At 58.2% G+C, this 20804-nt stretch carries 23 protein-coding genes; 13 read left to right on the plus strand and 10 right to left on the minus strand.

From position 1 onward, the window contains the following. The first annotated feature begins 142 nt into the window (after nucleotides 1-142). The 4 genes from LCM21_RS17705 to LCM21_RS17720 all read left to right on the plus strand — a co-directional run bounded on the left by LCM21_RS17705 (nucleotide 143) and on the right by LCM21_RS17720 (nucleotide 5799). On the plus strand, nucleotides 143-1342 hold the full coding sequence (locus tag LCM21_RS17705) for an aminotransferase-like domain-containing protein (RefSeq protein WP_224891783.1): 1200 nt from the start codon (nucleotides 143-145) through the stop codon (nucleotides 1340-1342). A gap of 45 nt (nucleotides 1343-1387) precedes the next feature. After that, entirely contained in the window at nucleotides 1388-1798 is a 411-nt protein-coding gene (locus LCM21_RS17710) for a hypothetical protein (protein ID WP_224891784.1), read from the plus strand. Between the two features lie 140 nt (nucleotides 1799-1938). Beyond that, complete coding sequence (locus LCM21_RS17715; protein ID WP_224891785.1) at nucleotides 1939-5394, plus strand: chromosome segregation SMC family protein; 3456 nt, start codon at nucleotides 1939-1941, stop codon at nucleotides 5392-5394. 54 nt (nucleotides 5395-5448) lie between these two features. Next, a complete protein-coding gene (locus LCM21_RS17720) occupies nucleotides 5449-5799 on the plus strand; it encodes a hypothetical protein (protein ID WP_224891786.1) in 351 nt (116 codons plus the stop codon). Between the two features lie 100 nt (nucleotides 5800-5899). Here LCM21_RS17720 and cbiB read toward each other — a convergent pair whose 3' ends face one another. Beyond that, on the minus strand, nucleotides 5900-6820 hold the full coding sequence (gene cbiB / locus LCM21_RS17725; protein WP_224891787.1) for an adenosylcobinamide-phosphate synthase CbiB: 921 nt from the start codon (nucleotides 6818-6820) through the stop codon (nucleotides 5900-5902). Then, nucleotides 6817-7782, minus strand: coding sequence for a threonine-phosphate decarboxylase CobD (cobD, locus tag LCM21_RS17730; RefSeq protein WP_224891788.1), 966 nt, complete (start codon nucleotides 7780-7782; stop codon nucleotides 6817-6819). Before cobD ends, cbiB begins: the two co-directional genes overlap by 4 nt. A gap of 183 nt (nucleotides 7783-7965) precedes the next feature. Here cobD and LCM21_RS17735 point away from each other — a divergent pair, with 183 nt between their 5' ends. Continuing rightward, nucleotides 7966-8328 carry a response regulator transcription factor gene (locus tag LCM21_RS17735; RefSeq protein WP_224891790.1) on the plus strand — a complete coding sequence of 121 codons (363 nt, stop codon included), beginning with the start codon at nucleotides 7966-7968 and terminating at the stop codon, nucleotides 8326-8328. Here LCM21_RS17735 and LCM21_RS17740 read toward each other — a convergent pair. Further along, nucleotides 8310-9299 carry a glutathione S-transferase family protein gene (locus LCM21_RS17740; RefSeq protein ID WP_224891792.1) on the minus strand — a complete coding sequence of 330 codons (990 nt, stop codon included), beginning with the start codon at nucleotides 9297-9299 and terminating at the stop codon, nucleotides 8310-8312. The genes LCM21_RS17735 and LCM21_RS17740 overlap by 19 nt on opposite strands. A gap of 212 nt (nucleotides 9300-9511) precedes the next feature. Here LCM21_RS17740 and LCM21_RS17745 point away from each other — a divergent pair, with 212 nt between their 5' ends. After that, entirely contained in the window at nucleotides 9512-9865 is a 354-nt protein-coding gene (locus LCM21_RS17745; protein ID WP_224891794.1) for a hypothetical protein, read from the plus strand. Between the two features lie 250 nt (nucleotides 9866-10115). Here the strand turns inward: LCM21_RS17745 and LCM21_RS17750 are convergent, their stop codons facing one another. Beyond that, nucleotides 10116-11288: a MalY/PatB family protein gene (locus tag LCM21_RS17750; protein ID WP_224891795.1), complete on the minus strand. Its 1173-nt coding sequence runs from the start codon at nucleotides 11286-11288 to the stop codon at nucleotides 10116-10118. A 94-nt stretch (nucleotides 11289-11382) separates the two neighbouring features. Between LCM21_RS17750 and def (LCM21_RS17755) the strand changes: the two genes are divergently transcribed. From def (LCM21_RS17755) to LCM21_RS17770, 4 genes are read left to right on the plus strand one after another with little or no spacing between them, the layout of a single operon-like run. After that, on the plus strand, nucleotides 11383-11901 hold the full coding sequence (gene def, locus LCM21_RS17755; protein ID WP_224891796.1) for a peptide deformylase: 519 nt from the start codon (nucleotides 11383-11385) through the stop codon (nucleotides 11899-11901). Then, a complete protein-coding gene (gene def / locus LCM21_RS17760; RefSeq protein ID WP_224891797.1) occupies nucleotides 11898-12392 on the plus strand; it encodes a peptide deformylase in 495 nt (164 codons plus the stop codon). The genes def (LCM21_RS17755) and def (LCM21_RS17760) overlap by 4 nt, the downstream gene beginning before the upstream one ends. Before the next feature lie 2 nt (nucleotides 12393-12394). Beyond that, nucleotides 12395-13309, plus strand: a complete 915-nt coding sequence (gene fmt, locus LCM21_RS17765) for a methionyl-tRNA formyltransferase (RefSeq protein ID WP_224891798.1) — start codon at nucleotides 12395-12397, stop codon at nucleotides 13307-13309. Nucleotides 13310-13314: 5 nt separating this feature from the next. Continuing rightward, on the plus strand, nucleotides 13315-13551 hold the full coding sequence (locus LCM21_RS17770; RefSeq protein WP_224891799.1) for a hypothetical protein: 237 nt from the start codon (nucleotides 13315-13317) through the stop codon (nucleotides 13549-13551). 102 nt (nucleotides 13552-13653) lie between these two features. On the opposite strand, the gene LCM21_RS17775 is transcribed toward LCM21_RS17770, so the two are convergent. The 6 genes from LCM21_RS17775 to LCM21_RS17800 form a co-directional block, all read right to left on the minus strand. Next, nucleotides 13654-14277, minus strand: a complete 624-nt coding sequence (locus LCM21_RS17775; protein WP_224891800.1) for a trimeric intracellular cation channel family protein — start codon at nucleotides 14275-14277, stop codon at nucleotides 13654-13656. Further along, nucleotides 14274-14741: a ribonuclease HI gene (gene rnhA / locus LCM21_RS17780; protein WP_224891802.1), complete on the minus strand. Its 468-nt coding sequence runs from the start codon at nucleotides 14739-14741 to the stop codon at nucleotides 14274-14276. The genes LCM21_RS17775 and rnhA overlap by 4 nt, the downstream gene beginning before the upstream one ends. Next, on the minus strand, nucleotides 14734-15318 hold the full coding sequence (locus LCM21_RS17785; protein WP_224891803.1) for a class I SAM-dependent DNA methyltransferase: 585 nt from the start codon (nucleotides 15316-15318) through the stop codon (nucleotides 14734-14736). The genes rnhA and LCM21_RS17785 overlap by 8 nt, the downstream gene beginning before the upstream one ends. Next, nucleotides 15315-15767, minus strand: a complete 453-nt coding sequence (locus LCM21_RS17790) for a DUF3429 domain-containing protein (protein WP_068339097.1) — start codon at nucleotides 15765-15767, stop codon at nucleotides 15315-15317. The genes LCM21_RS17785 and LCM21_RS17790 overlap by 4 nt, the downstream gene beginning before the upstream one ends. Next, entirely contained in the window at nucleotides 15764-16714 is a 951-nt protein-coding gene (ispH, locus tag LCM21_RS17795; protein ID WP_224891804.1) for a 4-hydroxy-3-methylbut-2-enyl diphosphate reductase, read from the minus strand. The genes LCM21_RS17790 and ispH overlap by 4 nt, the downstream gene beginning before the upstream one ends. Nucleotides 16715-16908: 194 nt before the next feature. Beyond that, entirely contained in the window at nucleotides 16909-17484 is a 576-nt protein-coding gene (locus tag LCM21_RS17800) for a LabA-like NYN domain-containing protein (protein ID WP_058283597.1), read from the minus strand. Nucleotides 17485-17624: 140 nt separating this feature from the next. On the opposite strand from LCM21_RS17800, the gene folK reads away from it, so the two are divergent. The 3 genes from folK to LCM21_RS17815 all read left to right on the plus strand — a co-directional run bounded on the left by folK (nucleotide 17625) and on the right by LCM21_RS17815 (nucleotide 20794). After that, a complete protein-coding gene (gene folK / locus LCM21_RS17805; RefSeq protein ID WP_224891805.1) occupies nucleotides 17625-18194 on the plus strand; it encodes a 2-amino-4-hydroxy-6-hydroxymethyldihydropteridine diphosphokinase in 570 nt (189 codons plus the stop codon). Between the two features lie 86 nt (nucleotides 18195-18280). Beyond that, a complete protein-coding gene (rpoZ, locus tag LCM21_RS17810) occupies nucleotides 18281-18634 on the plus strand; it encodes a DNA-directed RNA polymerase subunit omega (protein WP_068339091.1) in 354 nt (117 codons plus the stop codon). Nucleotides 18635-18661: 27 nt separating this feature from the next. Beyond that, nucleotides 18662-20794 carry a RelA/SpoT family protein gene (locus LCM21_RS17815; RefSeq protein ID WP_224891806.1) on the plus strand — a complete coding sequence of 711 codons (2133 nt, stop codon included), beginning with the start codon at nucleotides 18662-18664 and terminating at the stop codon, nucleotides 20792-20794. Nucleotides 20795-20804: the final 10 nt, after the last annotated feature.

Below are 20804 nucleotides of genomic sequence, written 5' to 3' on the forward strand. Positions count from 1 at the left end.
ATTTTCTCGATTTGGTCAAATCATATGACCACGTATCGGTGGCTAGCTCAAGGAAGCGGATACCGCTTTTAGCAAGAAGGTCAGCATTATTGACATTTATCGATAGCCGACTAATCTGACGATGTGAGAACGGAGGAGACTCATGTCGACGAAAGACCTGTTCGCCACCAGGACATCGCGAATGAAGGCGTCCGAGATACGCGAGCTGCTCAAGCTGCTGGACCAGCCTGGCATCATTTCATTTGCGGGCGGCATTCCGGACCCGGCCCTGTTTCCGGCGGACGAGTTTGCCGCAGCCTTCCAGCGCGCGCTTGGGTCCGACAACCGTAGCATGGCGCTTCAATATTCTGTTAGCGAGGGGTATCTTCCGCTTCGCGAATGGTTAGTCGACCACATGCGGCAGATCGGCGTTGAGTGCGGCGTCGACAACGTCCTGATCACCTCGGGGTCGCAACAGGCGCTGGATTACCTGGGTAAATTGTACTTGTCTCCGGGCGATACTGCGCTGGTTGGGTGGCCCACCTATCTAGGCGCGCTGGCCGCATTTAACGCTTATGAACCGCGCTTTGACCGGCTTCATATGAGTGGCAATCGGGGGGCGTCTGAATATGCCGCCGCAGCCGGTGAAGGCGCGGTGAAATTCGCCTATCTGTCACCTGATTTCGCCAACCCAACCGGAGAAACCGTAGACCTGCGCGGTCGCGAAGATCTGCTGGATTTGGCAGACGATTTGAACTGTGCGGTGATCGAAGACGGAGCCTATCAGGCGCTGCGTTATGATGGTGAGCCAATCCCGCCGGTGTTGGCGCTGGAATTGGCGCGCAAAGGTTCAATACAAGACTGCCGGACTGTGTACTGTGGCAGTTTCTCGAAAACCCTATCGCCCGGATTGCGCGTGGGCTGGGTTGTGGCTGCGAAGCCCGTCATCTCACAACTGGTGTTGATGAAACAAGCCGCAGACCTACACTCGGCCACCATCAACCAGATGGCGGTCAACGACGTGGCGCGTGCTTGCTTTGACACGCATATCCCCAAGCTGCGTCGCGTCTATGGCGCACGTCGTGACACAATGCTGGGCGCGCTGCAGCGGCACATGCCGGACGGAGTGGAGTGGACCCGACCCGAGGGCGGTATGTTCATCTGGGTGACCCTTCCCAAAGGCGTGAACGGGGCCGATCTGTTGGAACGGGCGCTTGAAACGGTCAAGGTGGCTTTTGTTCCCGGTCAGGCATTTTTCCCGGACGCCACCGGGTCCAATACGATCCGCCTGAGCTTTTCGAACTCGGATGAGGATACGATCCGTGAGGGCATCTGCCGGCTGGGGGATGTCTTGCGGGCCTGAGTGCCGGAAAGAATCGGTTAACCAAATTGCGGCAAAGCTGTTGGCATGATCCGCTCTCTGCTCCTCCTGTTGGTGCTGGCCGGGTGTTCGGCTGGCACCCCTTTTTTCCGTGACATACCAGCCACCCGCATTGCGGTGAATGGCAGTGTCTTTGATGTGCGTGTGCGTGGACATCTGGCTGAGGCCGTGCGGATCAACACCCAATATGCACCGCGCTTAGGTCCGATCCGGGACAGGGCCGGATTGGCAATGGCGCAGGTTTCTGGCTGTCCCATTCTGGACGTGCTTGGGGATGCTGCGGTGACGGTCGGCGTGTTGGGGTGCGATCGTGAGGCTGGTGAGCGTCTGTTGCTGACAGCTATTTCAACCCCGAACTACGAATGTGTCGACTATGGCATTTATGAAAACTTGGGGCATGTCTTCGGCTACCAGGTATTTGAATGCACGCCATACTGACATACGCAGAATTTCGCGTATTTTGGCAAGATATTGTGGATAATTGGGGTCGATGACCCATATCCTGCGCTACGACGTTGACTCAGGCCCACTCAGTTGCGCAGACTTGCGATACGTAGGAATCACGGGACCCGTCACCTTTGCGCTTCAGCAAACTCAAACTCACCGGCTTTAAAAGCTTTGTTGATCCAACCGATCTGATCATCGCGGATGGGTTGACCGGTGTGGTGGGTCCGAATGGCTGCGGCAAATCCAATCTTTTGGAAGCCTTGCGCTGGGTGATGGGGGAAAATCGTCCCAAATCGATGCGCGGTGGCGCGATGGAGGATGTGATCTTTGCCGGGGCCGCCACGCGCCCGGCTCGCAATTTCGCCGAGGTTGTCCTGACCATGGACAATTCCGAACGGCTCGCGCCGTCCGGGTTTAATGACACTGATCAGTTGGAAATCGTAAGGCGCATTACGCGCGATGTGGGCAGTGCCTACAAGACCAACGGCAAGGATGTGCGCGCCCGTGATGTGCAGATGCTGTTCGCCGATGCCTCAACCGGGGCGCATTCGCCCGCGCTTGTGGGGCAGAACCGCATTGCCGAGTTGATTAATGCCAAACCCCGCGCCCGCCGCCGTATCTTGGAAGAAGCCGCCGGAATCTCGGGCCTCTATCAGCGCCGGCATGAGGCTGAGCTGAAACTCAAGGGCACCGAATCCAATTTGACACGTGTCGATGATGTGCTTGAGCAATTGGGCACGCAACTGGCGCAGCTTGCCCGGCAGGCCCGTCAAGCCGCGCGCTACCGTGAAATTGGAGAGCAGTTGCGCCAAGCCGAGGGCATGCTGCTTTATCGCCGTTGGAAAGAAGCTGACATCGCCCGTCAGCAGGCCGAAGAAAAGCTGCGCGACAGAACGACCGAGGCATCCCGCGCCGAGGCCGAAGCCCGCGCCGTTGCCGCCAAGCGCGCCGAGATAGAGGAGGCTTTGCCGCCCCTGCGCGAGGAAGAAGCTATTGCCGCAGCCGTGTTGCAACGCCAGCAGGTGCAACGCGATCAGCTTTCGGATCAGGAAACCCGAGCCCGCCAGACGATAGAAACACTGACCAACCGCATTCAGCAGTTAAGCAACGATATCGAACGTGAAACAGGACTGAACCGCGACGCAGGTCAGATGATCGAACGTCTGGAATGGGAGGCGCGCGAGCTTGCCAAGGCCGCCGAGGGGCATGGCGATAAGGTGGCCGAAGCCGCCGAGATCGCGCGCGAGGCTGCCTCGGTCCTGAAGGACCGCGAAGATCTTCTTTCGCAGGAAACCGAGGACATGGCGCGCCTCGTCGCCCGGCACCAATCCGCGCAGCGTTTGGTCGAGGATAGTCGCAAAACACTGGCCCGATCAGAGGCCGAAGAGGAAAAAGCGCGCGGCGCAGTGGATCAGGCGCGCGAGGCGTTGAATAACGCCAGCGACGCTTTTGAGGCCGCGCAAGAGGGTGAAGAAGAAGCCCGCGAAGCCGCTGAAGCTGCCGAGGAAGCCCTGGCCGCCGCAGACGAATTGCGCAACGAAACCCAAGCGCGCGAGGCCGAGGCACGCGCGCAAAGGTCCGAGGCCGAAGGTGAGCTTGGGGCGATCCGCGCGGAAACCTCTGCTCTGGCCAAGCTGGTTGAACGTGATACTGCCGAAGGTGGTCAAGTTCTGGATCTGCTGCGCGTCGAGCCGGGTTATGAAAAGGCGCTGGGTGCGGCGCTGGCTGATGATTTGCGCGCGCCTTTGGTTGAAGGGGATGGTCCGTCGGGTTGGGTTCAGGTCGCAAGCTACGACTCTGATCAGCCGATGCCGGACGGGGTCGAACCTCTGGCTTTGCATGTGTCCGGCCCTGATCGTCTGAGCCGCCGGATCGCGCAAATCGGTCTGGTTGATCCCGATCAGGGCGCCCGCCTGCAATCCCTGCTGAAGCCGGGGCAGCGTCTGGTGTCACGCGCTGGCGACCTGTGGCGCTGGGACGGATTTCGCGCCTGGGCTGAAGACGCGCCAAGTGCCGCAGCCTTGCGTTTGGAGCAGTTGAACAAGCTGGAAGCTTTGAAACAGGAGCTTTCTCAGGCCGACGCGCGGGCCGAAGGCGCCCGTGCCGCGCATGAGACGCTGTCGCAGCAGCTGGCCGATGTGACAGGGGCCGACCGCCGCGCGCGCGAGGCACGCCGGGCCGCGGATCAGCGCATGGCCGAAACCGCGCGCCAGTTGAGCCGGGCTGAGGCTGATCGCAATTTGGCAGAGGGCAAGCTGGAAACCCTGACACTCGCCGTGGACCGCCACAAACAGGACGCGATGTCAGCCCGCGGGCAATTGCGCGAGGCTGAAGGCGCATTGGCTGGGTTGGGTGATCTCGACACAGCCCGCGCGCAGGTTGAGGACATTAAGCAAACGGTCGAGGCCGCGCGGATCACCATGCTGACCCATCGCTCGACCCATGACGAACTGCGCCGCGAGGGTGAGGCCCGGACGCGGCGCGCGCAGGAAGTGACCAAAGACCTCAGCGGCTGGAAGCACCGTTTGGAAACAGCCGAAAAGCGGATCGCGGAACTGGTCGAGCGCAAGGAAAGCTCGGAAGAGGATCTGTCCGAAGCCATGGCCACCCCCGGCGAGATCGCCGAGGCGCGTGAAGAACTGAACGAGCTAATCGAAACTGCCGAGGCCCGCCGTGCCGAGGCAGCCGACAGGTTGGCCGAAGCTGAATCGCGGCAACGCGAGGTTGTGATGGCCGAACGCGACGCCGAACGGCGAGCCTCGGAGGCCCGCGAAGCCCGTGCAGCGGCCGAAGCGCGTTGTGATGCTGCTAAGGAAAGCGTGACAGCTGCAGCTGAGCGGATTGCCGAGGATCAGCAGCTGACGCCCAATCAGCTTTTGAATCGATTGGATGTAAATCCTGATCAAATGCCCGCAGCGGATGCTTTGGAGGCCGAGGTAAACCGCCACAAACGTCAGCGCGATGCGATGGGGGCGGTCAATCTACGGGCCGAAGAGGATGCCAAAGAAGTTCAGGAAGAATTCGATACGCTGAACTCGGAAAAAGCTGATCTGGAAGAGGCGATCAAAGCGCTGCGCAGCGGAATAGCCAGCCTGAACCGCGAAGGGCGCGAGCGTCTGCTGACCGCGTTTGAACAGGTAAACTCGAACTTCGCGATGCTGTTCAAGCATCTGTTTGGCGGCGGTGAGGCAAATCTGGTCATGGTCGAAAGCGATGACCCGCTGGATGCCGGGCTTGAAATCATGTGCCAGCCGCCGGGTAAAAAACTGTCGACCCTCAGCCTCCTGTCGGGTGGTGAACAAACCCTGACGGCGACGGCGCTGATCTTTGGCGTTTTCCTTGCCAACCCGGCACCTATCTGTGTGCTGGATGAGGTTGACGCACCGCTGGATGACGCCAATGTCACTCGTTTCTGCGATCTGCTGGATGAAATGTGCCGCCAGACCGATACGCGGTTCCTGATCATCACACACCACGCGGTGACGATGGCGCGCATGGATCGGCTGTTTGGCGTGACAATGCAAGAGCAGGGCGTGAGTCAGTTGGTATCGGTCGATCTTAAGAAGGCCGAGCAGATGGTTGCCTGATCCATCACCGGAACGTGACACCCGCTTCTGCACCAACTGGAGTAGGGTGCCATCATGATCAGATTTGTTATTCTTGCACTGCTGACGGCCGCCCCTGTCGCGGCTGCCGACTGGCCCATGAAACCCGGTGATACCCGCCTTTCGTCCCAAGAGCTGGACGCTTTAGCGGGCCAGACGCTGACGTTTTATGATGATGGGCAATCCAAATTTTCGGTCGGAGGGGCTTATTCCTATACTTATGCAAGCGGAGAATCTGCGTTTGGGACGTATTCCATCGCCGAAGATGGCAGCGTCTGTATAGCCTATCGAAACGGGTTCAGCCGCTGTGACCTGTACGTTCATAGTGGAGAGCGTCTCATTTTGATTGATCAAAAGGGGGATCGCTATCCCGTCAGGCCCGAGTAAGGCTTTTCCGGCGACGGGATACGTCTTTCAGGATTGCTAGCTGAATTTTCGGTGCTGGAGTCTGGGTTTGTGACGTAGCACGCCTCGTAAGGAGCTTTGGTCAAAAGAAAAGGTCTATCCCGCTCCAAACCGCCAAAATCCCAACCGCAAGTCCCCAGACGGTCCAAAGCATGTTACATGCGCTGAAAACCTCCTCCGCGCCGATTTCTCTCCGGGCCGCGCCATTTACCCATGCCAGATCACGGACCTGACCGTCGTAACTTCGCGGGCCAGCAAGGGCCACATTCAGGGCGCGCGCCATCGCTGCCTCTGGCCAGCCGGCGTTAGGAGAGATATGGCGGCGCGCATCGGCCACTATGTTGGGCCAACTTGCCCATTGCCCGGTCAGACCCATGATCATGACGCAGGTCAGGCGTGCGGGTATGAGGTTTAGCACATCGTCCATCCGGGCAGCCGCCCATCCGAACTCACGGTATTTTTTAGTGCGGTAGCCAATCATGCTGTCCGCCGTGTTGACGGTCTTGTAAATCAAAAGCCCCGGCAGTCCGGCGACGAGAAACCAGAAGGCCGGTGCGATGACGCCATCGCTTACGTTTTCGGCTGCGCTTTCGATGGCGGACCGCGCGACTTGCGCCCTTGTCATATTGCCTGTGTCCCTGGATACGATCATCGCGACACTGGCGCGGCCTTCAGACAGGGATCGGAGCAGTCCGTGGCCCACATCACGCACATGCGAAACCAACGATTTCTGCGCAAGCAAAATGGCGCAGACGAGTATTTCTACCCATGGTCCAAGCAGAGCCAGGCCGCAGCCCAAAACAAATGCACCGATGACCAGCAGCACGAGTGCGACCGCCCCTTTCAGGCGCCGACTGCCTCCGTGGTTCAGGCGCTTGTCCAACCACCCAACAATGTTCCCAATCATCACGGCGGGATGGCGAACACGGGACCATAGCCAATCCGGCTCTCCCAGGGCTGCGTCCAGACACATGGCGCACACCAGCAGAAATGGGGTGCTCACAATGCGGCCTCCAACCTGTTCCAGCCCGTCGCGGGCGGCAATCCCAGTCGCAGATATGTTTTGGAATAGGGAAAAACACGGCTCCAGATGTGGGCGCGGGCCAGCCGGTCCTGCCACTCATTGGCATCGTCCACGTCATAGAGCCGGAACAGAGCGGTTCCCCCCACAAGGTCTGCCCCCCTGGTCGTCAAAAGCCGATCCAAGCGCTTCGTGTCAGCGGTCAATCGTTGGCGGGTTGCATTGGCCCAGTTGGTGTCACACAGCGCCCGTTCACCGATCTTGAGCGCCGGACCTGAGACCGCCCATGGTCCGATCAGGTCGTCCAGTCTGGCGATGAGCTCGGGCTGGCCGATGGCAAACCCTAGCCGCAACCCCGCCAGCCCCCAGAACTTACCAAAGCTCTTTAAGACGATCACTCCGGGTCGAGCGGCGAGATGTATCAGCGACGCTTCGGGAGTGACATCGCAAAAGCTTTCGTCAATCACGGTCAGCGTGGCGCTTGCATCCGCTTCCTGCCACAGCCGCCCGTCGGGGTTGTTCGGGTGCACAATTACGCGCGCCTCTGCTGGGCTGTCTGCCTGAACGCTCCAGCCCTGAGCAGCGAAGGCAGCGGCGTGCTCGTTATAGGTGGGTGTGGTGATTTGAACGCGGCCCGGCTCGGCCAGCGCTGGAATCCGCGCGATGACAGCCGAGGCACCGGGCGCGGGCAATATGGCCGCGCCCTCGGGCACGGCCCAAAACTGGCGGGCGGCTTTACTTAGTCGTTCGAATGCACCATGATCGGGCAACTCAGACCAGTCTGATGACGTCAAACCTGTTACAACATAAGGTACGGGATTGATCCCCGTGGACAGGTCCATCCAATCTGAGCGCGCGCCGCCAAAACTTGCTATCGCCCCGTCCAGGCCACCGCCGTGATCGCGCGTGGTGCGAGGGGTCAAGTGTTGCTTCTGGCCCGCCATCGGAACCTCGTTGGAATTGCCTGTTCGGGCTCTTTTCAAGCGGAATTTCGCCGTTTGCACAAGCAAATCTGCGTGATCCAGGTGATGCCATCCGGCAGCGTTAACGCTTTGTTAACGAAATGACGTGATCACCGATTAAGGGAATGTTTATTTCCTTCTCTAACAAGTGCCCAGGTTATAACGATGAATGTTTTGATAGTTGAAAGTGACCCCGACCTCGGTCGGGTTTGGAAGCGGCATCTGGAGCGGTACGGCGCCGAAGTGACGTTGGTGACCGGGCAAGAGGCTGCTATTCTTGCCCTGTACGGGCAAGAATTTGAAATCATCGTGTTGGATCTGGTTCTGGAAAAAGGCAGCGCATTGGCAGTTGCGGATTTCGCCAGCTACCGAAGGCCCGAAGCGCGGGTGATCTTTGTCACCAACACGACCTTTTTCTCGGACGGGTCCATCTTTGCCCACAGTCCAAACGCCTGCGCTTATGTGCAAAGCGCAACGCCGCCAGAAGACCTGGCGGCGATGGTTCAGCACTACGCGGCGGATCGTTGACCGCGCCCATGCGGCTCCATGTAGTCCAACACAGGGTTTACCGGAATGATCCGGTTGGGATTGATCGTGTCATGGCTATAGTGGTAGTGGCGCACGATGTGGTTGATGTTTACCGTCTCGGCCACACCAGGCCACTGATACAGCTCTCGCGTATAGGCCCATAGGTTCGGATAGTCGATCAAGCGACGTTTGTTGCATTTGAAATGCAGGTGGTAAACGGGGTCGAACCGGATCAGGGTGGTGAACAACCGCCAGTCGGCTTCGGTTACGCGATCCCCCATCAAGTACCGGCTGTGGGCCATTCGATCCTCAAGCCAGTCGAGGGTTTCAAACAGGGGGTGAACGGCGGCATCGTAGGCCTGTTGCGACGTGGCAAAGCCGGATTTGTAGACGCCGTTGTTGACGTTGGAATAGATCCGCGCGTTAACCTCTTCGATTTCGTCCCGCATCGCTTCGGGCCAATAGTCGTCGGAGTTTCCTGTAATGCCGTCAAAGGCCGAGTTGAACATCCGGATGATCTCGGAACTTTCGTTCGAAACGATCGTTTCCTGCTGTTTATCCCAAAGGATCGGCACGGTGACGCGGCCCGAATAGTTTGGATCAGCTTTGGTATAAATCTGGTGGGCATAGTCGAGGCCGAACAGTGTGTCTCCGGTCGCGCCGTGCTCATCCGTCTTGAAGGTCCAGCCCTTGTCCAGCATGTCCGGATGCACAACCGAGACCGAAATCAGATCGCTGAGCCCCTTCAGCTTGCGGAAAATCAATGTTCGATGCGCCCACGGGCAAGCGAGGCTGACATAGAGGTGATAGCGGTTTGGTTCAGCCTTGAAACCTGCCTTGCCAGACGGACCGGCACTGCCGTCGGCGGTCAGCCAGTTTCGAAACTGGGCAGTGCTGCGTTTAAAGGCGCCACCAGTGGATTTGGTGTCGTACCAGGTGTCATGCCATTTGCCGTCGACCAACAGGCCCATTGGGTGTCCTCCGCATTGCGATTTCTTCAAACATAGGAGGTTGCACGCGGCCTTCCCACTTCAGAGGCCGCGCATATGGTCTGCACCTGCGCACAGAGGGGCCTGAGATTTCGATGCAACAGGTTCGATATGCGCAAATCTATGCGGCCGACTTTACTGGATTTTTACAATCCGGACTTCACAATAGAGTCCGTTGCCCGGGGAATTGTGCCATGACGACTTATATTTCAAAGGAAATAAGCGCTGAATTGGATGCTGCGCGAATCGCGGGGTTGAAAAAGACCAGCCGCCTGCGCGTCGAGTTTGGCGACAATACATTTAAAATACTCAGATTGTGGAAAGACGGCTTTACGGTTGAGGCTGAAACAACACCGCAACTGCGCGGCCTTGTGGATATCTACGACGGGGCGCGCCACCTTTACCAATGCCTGATCATCGCCGATGAGGAAGAGGCTGGTGAAATGCGGTACGAATTCAAACGCAGTACAGCCGCCGCCGACAGGGCTCCGCTCGACTTCTATCGCCCACCTGATGCGCCGATTGCGTTGCTGGGGTACGAAGACTAGCCAAATTTGCCTGCTTCGGTATCGATTGGACGCAGTAGTTCACAAAACGCACCAGAACAGCATGCTGACGCGCAGTGAATATCTCGCGTCAGCAGGTGGTTGGCCTATGTGCATGGTCACCGAATGCCTTGAAAGATGGTCACAACCATTGGCTGTTCGTGTAGACGTGCGCAGCTTGAATGCCAGCCAAAACGTGCTGCGCCGGGCAAAAATCGGAAGATGGATTTCAGCAAGGCCCGGCGCGTGACCGTCATTGAAGATCGGAAAACGCGTGTTTCAATCGCTTGCAGGCCTCTTCTACCCGTGCGTGTTGCGTGGCCAGATTGAACCGTTCAAAGGTTTCTCCGCCAGTGCCGAAGCCCGGGCCGGATGATGTGGCGATCCGGGCATCCATGCGCAGACGCTTCATCACCTCGTCATGCGTCATTCCCGTGCCCGAAAAATCTACCCAGGCCAGGTAGGTGGCCTGCAGGGGCATTGACCAAAGTCCCGGAATTTCGGCAATGGTTGCATCGAACAGTTTGCGGTTGCCATCTAAATGCACCATTTGCGCATCGACCCAGTCCGCGCCTTCGGGTGTATAAGCCGCTGTGACCATAGAAACGCCTAACGCACTGGGCATGTAATCCAGTGTTTTCAGCCGATGCCGCATGGCGGCGCGCAAGTTGTCATCAGGGATGATCATATTTCCAGTGCGCTGCCCCGCGATGTTGAACGTTTTGGAGGCCGCGGTCAGCGTCACCGTGAAGGGCTGCGCTTCGGGCGCGGCCTTTGCCATAGGTATGAAAGTTTGGCCTGGATAAACAAGATCCTGGTGGACTTCGTCCGATACGAGGATCAAGCCATTGCGCATGGCAAACGCGGCCACAGCGCGCAATTCTTCGTTCGACCAAACCCGGCCCGAAGGGTTTTGGGGCGAGCACCACATCAACAGTTTTTCCGACCCGTCCAACCGCGACTGCGCATCTTCGAAATCAATGCCATAGCTGTCGCCATCCCGCACCAGCGGGCATTCCACAACCCGTCTTCCGGTCTTGTTAATCTTGTGGGCGAATTCGTGATAAACGGGGCTGAATATTACGACGCCATCACCGGGATCGGTCCAGACATCCAGACACAGAGCAATTGCATTGCCCAACCCTTGCGAGGTCAGAACCCAGTCTGTGTCGATCGACCAATCGTGGCGGTTCTGCATCCACCACTGGACCGCGGCCAGATACGCGGGATGTTCCCAGGAATAGCCGAAGACACCGTGATCAGCTGCGTTGCGGACTGCCTCTCTTACGCAGGGCGCAGTGGGGTAGTCGGAATCTGCGGTCCACATGGCCAACCCGTCCTGTGGCGAGACGCCATACAGGTCTTCCATCTTGTCCCATTTTGAACTGTTCGTCCCCCGGCGGTCGATCACGTCATTGAAAGTCATGTTTTCTCCATCTGTCCGCTGCGAAGCTAGTCACAATCGCGGCAGGTGCAAGGGGGGCGTTGCGGCGGGGGGCGGGATGGCCTAAATCAACCCTATGAAACGCAATATCCTGATCCATCCCGACCCCCGTCTGAAAAAGGTCTGTGCCCCTGTCACCGACCTGTCGGATGAGCTGCGCAATTTGGCCGATGACATGCTGGAGACAATGTATGATGCGCCCGGCATTGGGCTGGCCGCGCCACAAGTCGGCGTTCTGGATCGGCTGATCGTGATGGACTGCGTGAAAGAAGAGGGTGAGGCGCCGCGCCCGTTGGTCATGTTCAACCCCGAGGTCATCGCCTCGTCTGACGAAACCAATGTCTACGAAGAAGGTTGCCTGTCGATACCTGAGCAATTTGCCGAGGTGACGCGGCCAAAGGTTGTTGAGGTTACCTGGCTGGACCGCGACGGCAACTTGCAGCAGGAAACGTTTGACGGGCTATGGGCGACGTGCGTTCAGCACGAGATTGATCACCTGAACGGCAAGCTTTTTATCGACTATCTCAAACCGCTGAAGCGTCAGATGATCACGCGCAAGATGCAGAAGCTGAAACGCGAGATGGCCCGTACATGACGATTCGCCCCTGCCTGCCATGGCCCGATAAACGCTTGCGGACCAAGGCCGAAGATGTAGCTGAAATCACGGATGACATTCGTACCATATGGGACGATATGATCGACACGATGGAGGCGATGCCCGGTGTTGGTCTTGCCGGGCCGCAGATTGGTGTCATGCTGCGGTTGGCGGTTGTTGATGGCTCGACCGAGCGCGGCCGGGCGGTGCGGTTGGCAAATCCTGAAATCCTGCACAGCTCGATTGAACTGCGTGAACACGACGAAGCCAGCCCGAACCTGCCCGGTGTTTCGGCCAAGGTAAAACGTCCGCGTGCTGTGACGGTGAAGTACCTGAACGAGAAAGGCATTGTGGATCGCCGTGATTTTGTAGGGATCGAGGCCACCAGCGTGCAGCATCAGATCGATCATCTGAACGGCAAGATGTATTTTGACCGGCTGAGCAAGGTGAAGCGCGATATACTGCTGCGCAAAGCCAGAAAGCAGGGTTAGGGATGCGCGTCGTTTTCATGGGCACGCCGGACTTCTCGGTTCCAGTGTTGGACGCGCTGGTTGAGGCCGGGCATGAGATTGCTGCGGTGTATTGCCAACCACCCCGGCCCGCTGGGCGTGGCAAGAAAGACCGACCAACGCCGGTGCACGCACGGGCCGAGGCGTTGGGTCTGCCCGTCCGTCATCCGGTGTCGCTAAAGTCGTCTGAGCAGCAAGAGGCCTTTGCTGCGCTAAACGCTGACGTTGCGGTGGTCGCGGCCTATGGTTTGTTGTTGCCACAACCCATTCTGGATGCACCGGCGAACGGGTGCCTGAATATCCATGCAAGCCTTTTGCCACGCTGGCGTGGGGCTGCGCCGATCCACCGCGCGATCATGTCGGGGGATGCAGAGACCGGCATTTGTATCATGCAAATGGAGGCTGGGTTGGACACTGGTCCTGTTCTGCTCCGTCAGGCCACGGATATCGGGCCTGAGGAAACCACCGCGCAGCTGCACGATCGTCTTTCGCAGATGGGCGCGGAGCTTATCGTCGAGACGCTGAGACGTCTTCCTGATCTGACACCCGAGCCTCAGCCCGAAGATGGCGTGACCTATGCGTCAAAGATCGACAAGGCCGAAGCCCAGGTGGACTGGACCCGCCCTGCGGTTGAAATCGACCGACAGATCCGTGGCCTTTCCCCGTTTCCCGGGGCCTGGACCAAAATCGGCGGTGAAAGGGTCAAGCTGTTGGCCTCAAAACATGCAGATGGAGAGGGTACACCAGGGATGGTCCTGAACGGACGGCTCCGCGTCGCATGTGGTACGGGCGCGGTTGACCTGTTACGCCTGCAACGGGCGGGCAAAGGCGCACAGGACGCGGAAACCTTTTTGCGGGGCTGGACGGTCGCTGCCGGAACCTGCCTGAGCTCGGAGTAAGTCAGATGTTCATGGTTCTGATGGGCACTGTCGTGATCGCCGGGATCGTTGGATACCTTTCCGAGAAAACCGGCTTTACCCATAACGGATATGTGCCTTCGATCATCATTTGTATGGGTGGCGCGTTCTTGTTTTACTTTGTGCGGATCATGTTCGGCATCAGCTTTGGCCCTCCGGGGCTAGACGCTGTCCTATCATCCATCGGTGCGCTGATCATCGTGCCGACGCATTGGAGGAAGTGATCTAAGTGTGGTTAGGGTCGCAGCCGGACGGCTAAGCGCTCAAGACGCTATCCGTTCATGCGATAATCGCAGAATATGCGTACGTTCAAGCGTCACCTCCCGCTAGGTGCGAGGGGGGCGGCTTTTGTAGACCGGCAGTTTCCAACCAAACAACAACGATCCGGCCCGCAAAGCCCAGCAAACCAGCGCGCATGCCCCCAAAGTGATCAATTCATCGAACCCAAGGCGGTGCACGACAACCGCGGTCATGGCGCCAGCAAAAGCGCATGAAACGTAAAGCTCGCCTTGTTTGAGGACCAGTGGCACTTCGTTGCAGACCACGTCGCGCATCAAGCCGCCCAGGCACCCCGTGCAAATGCCCATCAACACCACGATTGTACCGGATTGCCCGAGCGACAAGGCGACACCAGTGCCGGCGGCAACCGCGATAGACAGGGCGAAACTGTCCAGCCAGATCAGCCAATTGTACCGGCTTTCAACCAGGTGGGCAGTCAAGAAGACAAGCACCGCTGCACCGGTTCCGATAAGGATGTAATCCGGTTGACCGACCCAAAACACCGGATGCCTGTTCAGCAACAGATCGCGTACCGTGCCACCGCCCACCGCCGTGAGACAGGCGATGAAAGCAAACCCCACCAGATCTAGCTGAGCCCGGCTGGCCACCAATGCGCCGGTCAAGGCAAAAACCAGAACCGAGGCATAATCCAGCAGGGCCAGACCGTTCACGATTTTGCCTTTTGAGGTTTAAACGGAGCCATGCCGGCGCGGGCCAGTTCATCTGCTTTTTCGTTTTCGGGGTGACCTGCGTGGCCTTTGACCCATTCCCAGGTTACTTTGTGCCGGATCTGCGCCTCATCCAGCCTCTGCCATAGATCGACATTCTTTACACGTTTCTTGTTCGAGGTCTTCCAGCCGTTCCGCTTCCACCCGAATATCCATCCCGTCACACCGTTCTTAACATAGGCGCTGTCGGTGACGATGGTGATTTTCGAGGCACGCTCAAGAGTTTCCAGCGCGCTGATCGCGGCCAGCAGCTCCATGCGGTTGTTGGTCGTGTTGGCCTCACCACCGTTCAATTCGCGTTCTTTCAGAACGGTGTCGCCATCCATCGCGCGCAACAAGACGCCCCAGCCGCCCGGTCCGGGGTTGCCGGAACACGCGCCGTCGGTATAGGCGAACAGCTCAGGCATGGGCCATCACCAGGATAAAGCCGTCATAGGATCCAGCCAGCCCTTTACCCATGCCGGTTGTGATACGGTCGATTGAGAACCCCGCCTGTGCCAGCGCGTCCTCGATCTCGGTCTGCGAGAAATAGGTGTAGGCGCGATCCAGTTCGTCGCGGTGTTCGCCAGCGCCTAGTTTCAGGCCAAGAAAAAAAATGCCACCCGGTTTGAGCGCCTTGTGGATGGCGGCCAAATGGCGTGGGAAGGCCTCGCGTGGGGCGTGCAGCAAGGAAAAGCTGGCGTAGATGCCGTCATACGTGTCCACTTCGGTCACATCGTCGAAAGTGCCCAGATGTGCGTCCACGCCATTGTTACGCGCATGCTCAACAAATTCAGGCGTTGCGTCCAGCGCCCGCACCGTAAGTCTCTCACGCATGAAAAAGGCACTGTCTGATCCGGGGCCAGAGCCCAAATCAAGTACAAGCCCAGCACCGACCGCTTTGGCAAACGCCTGACGGGCTTTGATCTGTTCCGGCGGCAGAGGGATTTTCAGGTAGTCTGCCACGCGGGTGGAATAGGCTTTGATCGTTCTTTCGTCGGTCACAGATATACCCCCACAGCTAGGCAAGCCAGCACAATGGCCGTCAGTAACACACGCAGGCGCAACCACCAGGTCGGGGTCAGCCGCCAGTATGCAAAAATGGCATCAAGCACCAAAAGGCCGGTAAATCCATAGATCAGGTTGGTCCCCGCACTCACCGGTCCTCCGCCAGTTTGTACAAAGGCCCAAAGCGCGGGCAGCACGGACAGGGCATAGCAGGTCGCTGCCTTACTGCCCGACGTCTTGGTGGCGAAGCCCCACAGAACGCCGGACATAAAGCTGAGGATGACCGAGCCGTAGAACAGTTGAACATACGGTCCCACAAAACGCGATCCGAACGCCTGCGTCCCCCATGCGTGCAGGTCGTCATTCAGGTAAGTGAGCGCGCCCCAGATAAAGGGGATCAACCCAGCTAGCCCAAGGAACAGCGGAGCCCTTGGTATACCGCTCATGCGGGTACTCTCAGGACGCGCGGGACTTTGAATTCAACGTTTTCCACGGCGGTTTCCACCAGTTCGACTGTCACGTCGTAATGTTCGCGGAAAGCGTCGATCACCTCGTTCACCAGTATTTCGGGGGCCGAAGCACCCGCCGTGACGGCAACCGACGAAATCCCTTCAAGCGCGCGCCAGTCAATCTCAGTCGCGCGCTGCACCAGTTGCGCGTAATTGCACCCAGCGCGCGAGGCGACTTCGACCAGGCGACGCGAGTTAGATGAGTTCGGCGCACCTACAACCAGCAGCGCGTCCGATTTCGGAGCTACGGCCTTCACGGCTTCCTGCCGGTTGGTGGTGGCGTAGCAGATATCTTCCTTGTGCGGGCCGACGATGGCCGGGAACCGTGCCTCAAGCGCTGCTATGATATCCTTGGTGTCGTCAACAGAGAGAGTGGTCTGCGTGACAAAGGCCAGCTTTTCCGGGTCACGCACCTGCACCGTCGCGACGTCCTCGACGGTTTCGACCAGCAACACCTCACCCTCAGGCAGTTGGCCCATGGTTCCGACAGTCTCGGGGTGGCCCTTGTGACCGATCATGATCATTTGCAGACCAGCATCGGCGTGGCGCTGTGCCTCAACATGCACTTTTGAGACCAGCGGGCAGGTGGCATCGACGTAGATCATCTCGCGCGCCGCGGCAGAGGCAGGCACGGATTTCGGTACGCCATGTGCAGAAAAGATCACCGGCCGATCATCAGGGCATTCGTCCAGTTCCTCGACAAACACCGCGCCTTTGGCGCGTAACCCGTCGACGACAAATTTATTATGCACGATCTCGTGGCGCACGTAGACGGGCGCGCCCCACTTCTGCAACGCCATTTCCACGATTTTGATGGCGCGGTCGACTCCGGCGCAGAATCCGCGCGGGGCAGCAAGGTAAAGGGTCAGGCGTGGCTTTGTCATGTCGCGATCTCCATAGGGCACAGGTAAGTCTTTTCGTGGCCTTGGTCCAGACGCGACCGTGTCATTTACCTGACACGAATCGATGTTAGCCAATAGGTGTTTAAGCACCTGTTCATTGGTATAGCGAAGGCGCGGTCAGAACAAACACTCTGACCGCGCCGAATTCCTGATTTGGTTTGGTGTGAAGCCGGGGCTTATTGACCGCCGGCGGCGGCGACGCTGCGCGGCTCCATCGGCATTTCACGCGGAGGCCGCCCGATCACGTCGCGCAGATCTTCCAACTCGATGAAGTTGTCAGCCTGACGGCGCAATTCATCCGAAATCATTGGCGGCTGGCTGCGGATGGTTGAGACAACCGATACACGCACGCCCTGCCTTTGAAGGCTGGCAATCAACGGGCGGAAATCCCCATCGCCCGAAAACAGCACAATATGATCGACGCGCGGCGCCAGTTCCATGGCATCGACGGTCAATTCGATATCCATGTTGCCTTTGACTTTCCGACGCCCCATGCTGTCGGTGTATTCCTTTGCCGGTTTGGTCACCATGGTAAAGCCGTTATAATGCAGCCAGTCGACCAAGGGACGGATCGGCGAATACTCGTCGTTTTCCAAAAGCGCTGTATAGTAGAAAGCACGAAGCATTTTTCCGCGGCGCATGAATTCCTGACGCAGCAGTTTGTAGTCGATATCAAACCCCAGTGCTTTTGCGGCTGCATAAAGATTCGAGCCGTCGATGAACAGCGCTAGCCGTTCGTCTTTATAAAACATAAATAGATCCTTCCGGTACAAACCAGCGGCGCCGAGTGGTAGGTGAGTGAGCTAGTGAATGAGCAACACGCTGATATGCCTATAATTAGGGCAATTTAAACGTATCGCAAGCAGGCAATTTGTCAAATATGGGGGATGAAATGCGCAAATCTTCGTCAGAAGCGGTGATAGCATTGGGTGCAAATCTCAGTTTGAGCGCATCAAGACCCAGAGTGACACTTGAAAGGGCAATTGACGCAATTTCGCGTCAAGGGTTTGTGATTCGCGCCATCAGCCGCTTTTTCGAGACCCCATGTTTTCCTGCCGGGGCCGGGCCGGACTATGTGAATGCGGCTGTCGTGGTCGAAACTGACAAGACCCCGCTCGAGCTGCTGAACATGCTGCACGACGTCGAGCATGAATTCGGTCGCGAGCGGGTGCAGCGCTGGGGCATGCGCACGCTCGATTTGGATTTGATTTGCTACGATGATCTTGTCCTGCCGGACGCGGCCGAATACGAACGATGGCGGGTCTTGCCGCTTGACGCGCAGAAACAACAGGCGCCGCAAGAGCTGATCCTGCCGCACCCACGCCTGCAGGACCGCGCCTTTGTGCTGGTCCCGATGGCGGACGTGGCACCGGATTGGCGTCACCCGGTGTTGGGGCGCACTGTCACCGAGATGCTTGCAGAACTGGACGCTGATGAGATCAAGGCCGTCACCCCCGTGTGATGGATGCCATTTCCTGCTTGTCAAGCCGGGGATTCGCGCATAGATAAACGTCTTCCTGACATGGATTCAGTAACGGAGAGCGCCCAATGGCCCGCGTGACGGTTGAAGATTGCGTAGACAAGGTTCCAAACCGGTTCGAACTGGTAATGCTCGCCGCTCATCGTGCGCGCGAGATTTCTGCCGGTGCGGCGATCACCGTTGATCGTGACAATGACAAGAACCCTGTCGTGTCGCTGCGCGAGATTGCCGATGAGACGCAAAGCGCCGATGAACTGCGCGAGCGCCTGATTGAAGCGAACCAAACGCAGATCGAGGTTGATGAGCCTGAAGAAGACCAGATGGCTCTTCTCATGGGTGCGGAATCGGACAAGCCTGTCGAAGATGACATGTCCGAAGAGAAGCTGTTGCGCGCTCTGATGGAGGCTCAAGGCCAGGGGTAACCCAAGCTTACACAAGGTGCGGACCGGATGATTTCTGCTGACGACTTGATTGCGCTGGTCCGCAACTACAACCCGAAAACCAACGCAGACCGCATTGCCCGCGCATTTGAATTTGGACGTCAGATGCACGAAGGGCAGTTCCGCCATTCTGGCGAGCCGTATTTCACTCATCCCGTTGCCGTTGCCGCCATTCTGACCGAACAACGTCTGGATGATGCCACCATCATCACGGCGCTCCTGCATGACACGATCGAGGATACCAAAGCCAGCTACGGCAAGGTGGCCGATCTGTTCGGGGAAGAGGTCGCCAAGCTGGTCGATGGCGTAACCAAGCTGACCAACCTGCAACTTTCCAGCCGAGAGACCAAGCAGGCCGAAAATTTTCGCAAGCTATTCATGGCGATGTCCAAAGACCTGCGGGTTATCCTGGTTAAACTCGCCGACCGTCTGCACAACATGCGCACGATCAAGGCGATGCGCCCGGAAAAGCAGATTCAAAAAGCGCGTGAGACGATGGATATCTATGCACCGCTTGCGGGCCGGATGGGCATGCAGTGGATGCGAGAGGAGCTGGAAGACCTTGCCTTTCGGGTGCTCAATCCCGAAGGACGTCAGTCAATCATCCGGCGTTTTATCACGTTGCAGCGCGAAACCGGCGACGTGATCCATCGTATCACCGGCGACATGCGGCATGAGCTGGAAAAGGCCGGGATTGACGCAGAGGTCTTCGGACGGGCCAAGAAACCGTATTCGATCTGGCGCAAGATGCAGGAAAAAGATCAGGGCTTCTCGCGCCTGTCCGACATCTACGGCTTCCGCATCATCACTCAGACCGAAGAAGATTGCTATCGCACGCTGGGCGCGATCCATCAGCGCTGGCGCGCCGTTCCTGGGCGGTTCAAAGACTACATCAGCCAGCCGAAATCGAACGGATACCGCTCAATCCACACCACGGTTTCAGGGCGCGATGGTAAGCGGGTTGAGGTTCAGATACGCACCCGCCAGATGCACGACGTGGCCGAAACGGGCGTGGCGGCCCACTGGTCGTATCGCGATGGTGTGCGTTCGGAAAACCCATTTGCCGTGGACCCGGCCAAGTGGATCGCGAATCTGACCGAACAGTTCGATAGTGAAGAGGATCACGAAGACTTCCTCGAAGCGGTCAAGCTTGAGATGTATTCGGATCAGGTCTTCTGTTTTACGCCCAAGGGCGACGTGGTGAAACTGCCGCGTGGTGCGACGCCGATTGATTTCGCCTATGCCATTCACACGCGGATCGGGCACGCCTGCGTGGGTGCCAAGGTTGACGGCATCCGCGTGCCGCTGTGGACCCGGATCAAGAACGGGCAATCGGTCGACATCATTACCGCTGATGGGCAGACCCCGCAGGTCACGTGGCTTGAGATCGCGGTGACAGGAAAGGCCCGGACATCGATCCGCCGCGCGCTGCGCGAGGTCGACCGCGAGCGATTTATTAAGCTTGGCAAGGAACTGGCCCGGTCGGGCTTCGACCACGTGGGTCGCAAAGCCACCGACAAAGCCCTGGATACTGCCGCCAAGCACTTGCGGCTCAAGGATCGTCACGAGTTGTTGGCGCGCCTTGGAAGTGCCGAATTGACGGCGCATGACGTGGTCAGCGCGGTCTATCCCGAACTGACACAGGATGACGGCGATGCCATTTCCCCGCGCCGTGCGGTGATCGGTCTGGAACCCGGACAGAAATTCGAACGCGCACCGTGCTGCCAACCTCTGCCTGGTGAGCGTATTGTCGGCATCACATATCGCGGCAGGGGCGTGGTGGTGCACGCAATCGATTGCGATCGACTGTCTGAATACGAAAGCGAGCCTAACCGCTGGGTTGACCTGCACTGGCATTCCGGCACGCACCCGGCGGTGTATGGTGTGACGCTTGATCTGACCATCGGAAATGACGCTGGGGTACTGGGGCGTATTTGCACATTGATTGGCGAGAAAAAGGCCAATATCTCGAACCTGGAATTCGTTGATCGCAAACCGGATTTTTACCGACTTCTGATCAGTGTTGAGCTGCGCGACCTTGAACAATTGCATTCGCTGATGCTGACACTTGAGGCCGAAAGCGACGTCGCCGCGGTTGATCGGTATCGCGATAAGGAAAAAACCGCTGTAGCGGCTGTTTGAGAGAGGGTGA

The sequence above is a fragment of the Ruegeria profundi genome (genome assembly GCF_020171505.1).
GTDB lineage: Bacteria > Pseudomonadota > Alphaproteobacteria > Rhodobacterales > Rhodobacteraceae > Ruegeria > Ruegeria profundi.